Genomic DNA, 4,403 nt, shown 5'->3' on the forward strand with positions numbered 1-4,403 from the left:
ATACTCCATCAATAACCGATAAGCATGATGTGTATGCTGATCTAATGGCAGTAAGCTTTCATCTTCTGAGAAACCTTGAGTACAAAAAGGATTTTTAATATCAATCAGATGATGACCGTATTTCAATGAAAACCCAGTATTTGATTGAAACACTGCATCCAAAACCTGGAGTGGAAAATTAGATATAGCATCCAGATAAATAGGTAAGCATTCTTTTTCTAAAATGCGCTGAGATTGATTAAAAAGATTAAAACCTAAAGTAAGGGTAGCGTTTTGATTTAAGTGCATATGTGCACTGGGATGCGTTTTAAAACTGAGTTGACACAACTCAAGTGGTAATAGTTTTAACTCTTGGGTGGTATTAAATTCGCACTGCACTCCTTTAAAACTGCGTGACTTAATCGTGGTATTCTTAGGAACAACATGTGCTTCTGTTAATTGTTTACACTTATTTAAATCTTCCAAACTAAGTATAGTACATGCAGGAAAAGGCTTTAAATATTGTGGAAACATCACCTCAAACAGCGATCGCGTAAAGACGTCATAACTGTCTACAAGTTTTTTATCAATTCTAGCTGCAATTAAAGAAAAAGACTGAATTAAGCGCTCAATATGCGGATCATCAATTTGTTCTTGGTTTAAAGACAACCGTTGAGCAATTTTAGGATATTTTTGTGCAAATTCGCGTGATTGCTGTCCAAATTCTTGTAATTGTTTTTCATAGTAAGGTAATAACTCTTCAATCACAAATCACCCAATTAAGATCGTGCAGAAATAACATATTGTTGTGTTGTTGGTTTGAGTAAGGCATCGAAAATAACAGGCTCATACAATGGATGAATATTTAAATAAGCTTGAATACTCAAACATAAAGCTCCCATATTCTGCCCATCAAATAACATTTCGACTTTAACCTGTTTTAGTCTTGGCTCATGTGCGGTAATAGAACATGCGATAGACTGACATATTTTATCTCGGTCTAAGGGGGTAGCCGTCGAAAGCCCAACAAAATCAATGATCCCAAACTGTAAAATGGATTTTTTTACTAAGGGAAAGGCATCAATAACTGAGCCGAAGTTTGCCATACGACTATTAAGTAATTCTTCTAAATCATACGCGACAGACTCGCGCAACTCTTGAAGAGACATCCCCTGCCGATCCTGCTCACTTGTAGGCAACAATCGGTCAAATAGTGTTTTTCTAAAACCATATGGATAAAGTTGATCTAGGTTCATATTGACTAGAATTTTCCTACATGAAAAATAAGGGCTAATATAAGTTAGCCCTTATTTTTGAAGCATATTTATGCAGCGTACGATGCGGTATTATTTGACAGTGACCATTTTTTGGTCACTGCACCTTTTTGCGTACCATTAATATCTTGCTGGTTATACGTCCATTCCACTGCGGCATATTTCAAACCGAAGCTCTCAATTGGTACACCTTCTTCACTCACTGTTGGTGTAACACTTGAAACCAACACATGCTTTAACTTGATTTGCAGATATTTAATACGTTTATCACCATTCGCTCGATAAAAATCAATCTGAACTTCGTCAAAGGTATATCCCGCTGAACATGCTTCCCATAGCTTTGGGCTGGTTGCATCTAAATCTTTCACAAAAATCATGTCAGAGTGTTCTACACGCTCAGCTGTATGGCCACCTACACTTGAGGATGTTGCGGACTTCGGCTGGCGAATGTTATGTGACCAAGAATTTACCTCCAACCAGCCTTTATGTTCAGCATCGCGTGATTCACCATCGACTTTGTACTTACCACGAAATTGTACGTATATATCTTTCATTTTTAATATTTTCCTATTTTAAAGTTATTATGTGTTGGCATTCAAAATTAATTTGAGGACTGAGGTAATTCAGTAACAAGTCGCAGTGATACTGACAACTCGTCCAACTGGAAATGTGGTCTTAAGAAAACCACAGATTTGTAGTGCCCTGGCTGTGCAGGATTCTCTACAACTTTGACAGAGGCTTCACGAAGTGGATATTGCGCTTTCGCTTCTTGTGAAGCGCCGTCATCAAGTAAGATATATTGGGCTAACCATTCATTTAAAAATGCTTCGACATTTCCAGCAGATGCGAAGCTACCGACTTTATCTCGCATCATGGCTTTTAAATAATGTGCAATACGTGACACTGCCATAATGTATTGAATTTGACTTGATAAAGCTGAGTTTGCGTTCGCAGAATCGCTATCATACTTTTTAGGTTTCTGCGTCGACTGTGCGCCAAAAAATGCTGCGTAATCTGTATTTTTGCAATGGACAAGCGGAATGAAGCCCAGATCACTGAGTTCTTTTTCGCGACGGTCTGTAATTGCAATCTCAGTTGGACATTTAAAGACAACCTCACCATCATTGGTCTTAAACGTGTGGACAGGTAAGCCCTCTACTAAACCGCCACCTTCTACACCACGAATCGCTGCACACCAACCATGCATATCAAAAGCATTGGTTAAACGGGTTGCAAATGCATAAGCAGCATTCATCCATAAATAGTCATGATGATTTTGTCCAGTCACTTCTTCGACAAAATTAAAGCCTTCGGTCGCAGTACCTTCTTTAGGGTGATATGGCAAACGGCCTAGTACTCGTGGCATGGTCAATGCCACATATCGCGCATCATCACTTTCACGGAATGAGCGCCATTGCACATATTCAGCCGTCTCGAAGATTTTTGAAACCTCTCGAGGGCGGTCTATATCTGTAAAAGATTCTAGGCCTAAAATGCTTGAATCTGCTGCAGAGATAAATGGTGCATGTGCTGCTGCTGCAACATGCGAAATTTGTTCAAGCAAATACATATCTGAAGGCGTGCGGTCAAACTCAAAATCACCAACTAATGTGGCATATGGCGCTCCACCAAATGAACCATACTCTTCTTCATATATTTTTTTGAACAGTGTGCTTTGATCAAAATCTGTTGCACCTTGAAAATCCTTAATTAGCTCTTTTTTTGTAGTATTCAACATCCGAATTTTAATAAGCGGATTAGATGGCGTTTCCTGACAAAAATAATATAAACCACGCCATGTCGATTCAATTTTTTGAAATTGTTCATCGTGCATGATTCTGCTGAGTTGAGTCGAAATGAGCGCATCAATTTCTGCAATACGTTTATCAATAGATAAGGTCATATTTTCTGAAACAGTAATTGTTCCAGCCATCACTTCTTTAGCTAATTCACCAATTAGACTTTTAGCACGATCATGTTCTTCTTCATTACGCGCTATACGACTTCTTTCAACGATTGAGTCTAATAACGTAAATTCTTCTGTAGTGTCTTGAGCTACTGCTGTAGATTGAAAATTATTCATTCTCTGCCTCCACACTCATTTTGCGCACTTGGTCAGTATTTTGTAAAACTTGATCTAACAAATCTTCTAAACGTTCATTGTTTGAAATTTTATTTCGTAAATCCGTCAAACGCTCACGTGCTTCTACCAACTTTCGTAATGGATCGACCTGTTGAACCACGTTTTCAGGACGAAAATCCTCCATAGATTTAAAAGTCAGATCGACTGACATTCGACCACCGTCATCAGTTAAAGTATTTTCAACTTGATAAGTTGCTCGAGGCAATAATGACTCCATAACTTCATCAATGTTTTCTAAATCAACATTAATGAATTTTTTATCTTTAAGCTTGGTTTTTTCTAGTTCAGAGGCTGCTGAAAAATCTCCCAAAACACCCACAACGAAAGGTAATTCCTTAATTTCTTTACCATCCCCCACTTCAACATCGTATGTTAATTGGACACGCGGTGGTCGAATGCGCTGTAGCTTTTTTTGTACACTTTCACGTTTAGCCATGTAAAAATCCTGTTCGTTATTCTTTCGATTTAAGTTTTAAAGTGCATTAAATGGGTTTGCGTTCGATTTATTTAAAGATTCAACTGATTGTATTTTTTCAACTTTTTTTGTTTTTACTTGCTGAGTAGTTACCTTTTTTGTTGTTTTTTTAGAACTAGTAACAGCAAGCTTGCGTGTTGTTTTTTTGGAGGTCTTCAGCACAACTGCTTTTGCGTCACTGGTGTCTGGTGCTGGTAGAGAATTTTGTATGCTCTGTGACAAGTTTTTAGCAGGCGGATAGGTTAAGTCTGCTGATAAATAACGCATTTCTTCTTGACGCATATAGTCTAATGCTGCATTTGCAATCGCAATACCCGCTAAAAACCGCGTATCTGTAAGTGAAGAGTGCTGTATATTTTGAGCATTTAATGTTTCAACCAATTGTAACGCTTTATAATTTTTCCCAAGCTCTTGATAGCGTTTTGCCGCCTGGACTGAGAGCTGATTTTTTAAGACATCATCTTTTTTATTTTTCTTATCACAAAGCTGCATATATAAATGCAGTAAATTCTGATCAGTTTCTCCACTGACC

At 37.9% G+C, this 4,403-nt stretch carries 6 protein-coding genes; all 6 read right to left on the bottom strand.

Features of this window, described 5'->3' with window-relative positions:
• Positions 1-747, bottom strand: a 747-nt coding sequence (locus GBI16_RS17700; RefSeq protein ID WP_171494587.1) for a type VI secretion system baseplate subunit TssF, incomplete at its 3' end; no start/stop codon positions are given.
• An 11-nt stretch (positions 748-758) separates the two neighbouring features.
• Positions 759-1,235, bottom strand: a complete 477-nt coding sequence (tssE, locus tag GBI16_RS17705) for a type VI secretion system baseplate subunit TssE (RefSeq protein ID WP_151707584.1) — start codon at positions 1,233-1,235, stop codon at positions 759-761.
• 68 nt (positions 1,236-1,303) lie between these two features.
• Complete coding sequence (locus GBI16_RS17710; protein ID WP_086210616.1) at positions 1,304-1,807, bottom strand: type VI secretion system tube protein Hcp; 504 nt, start codon at positions 1,805-1,807, stop codon at positions 1,304-1,306.
• Between the two features lie 47 nt (positions 1,808-1,854).
• Positions 1,855-3,336: a type VI secretion system contractile sheath large subunit gene (tssC, locus tag GBI16_RS17715; RefSeq protein WP_086210617.1), complete on the bottom strand. Its 1,482-nt coding sequence runs from the start codon at positions 3,334-3,336 to the stop codon at positions 1,855-1,857.
• Positions 3,329-3,832 (bottom strand): type VI secretion system contractile sheath small subunit, encoded by a 504-nt coding sequence (gene tssB / locus GBI16_RS17720; RefSeq protein ID WP_086210618.1) that lies wholly within the window; start codon positions 3,830-3,832, stop codon positions 3,329-3,331. Before tssB ends, tssC begins: the two co-directional genes overlap by 8 nt.
• Positions 3,833-3,868: 36 nt before the next feature.
• On the bottom strand, positions 3,869-4,403 hold a 535-nt coding region (locus tag GBI16_RS17725; RefSeq protein WP_151707585.1), incomplete at its 5' end, for a hypothetical protein.

Origin of the sequence: Acinetobacter sp. TUM15064 (assembly GCF_008980265.1) — a bacterium.
Lineage (GTDB): Bacteria > Pseudomonadota > Gammaproteobacteria > Pseudomonadales > Moraxellaceae > Acinetobacter.

Excerpts from the sequence above, each read along its gene's own strand:
- tssE (WP_151707584.1), bottom strand. The coding sequence starts at position 1,235 with ATGAACCTAGATCAACTTTATCCATATGGTTTTAGAAAAACACTATTT.
- GBI16_RS17710 (WP_086210616.1), bottom strand. The coding sequence starts at position 1,807 with ATGAAAGATATATACGTACAATTTCGTGGTAAGTACAAAGTCGATGGT.
- tssC (WP_086210617.1), bottom strand. The coding sequence starts at position 3,336 with ATGAATAATTTTCAATCTACAGCAGTAGCTCAAGACACTACAGAAGAA.
- tssB (WP_086210618.1), bottom strand. The coding sequence starts at position 3,832 with ATGGCTAAACGTGAAAGTGTACAAAAAAAGCTACAGCGCATTCGACCA.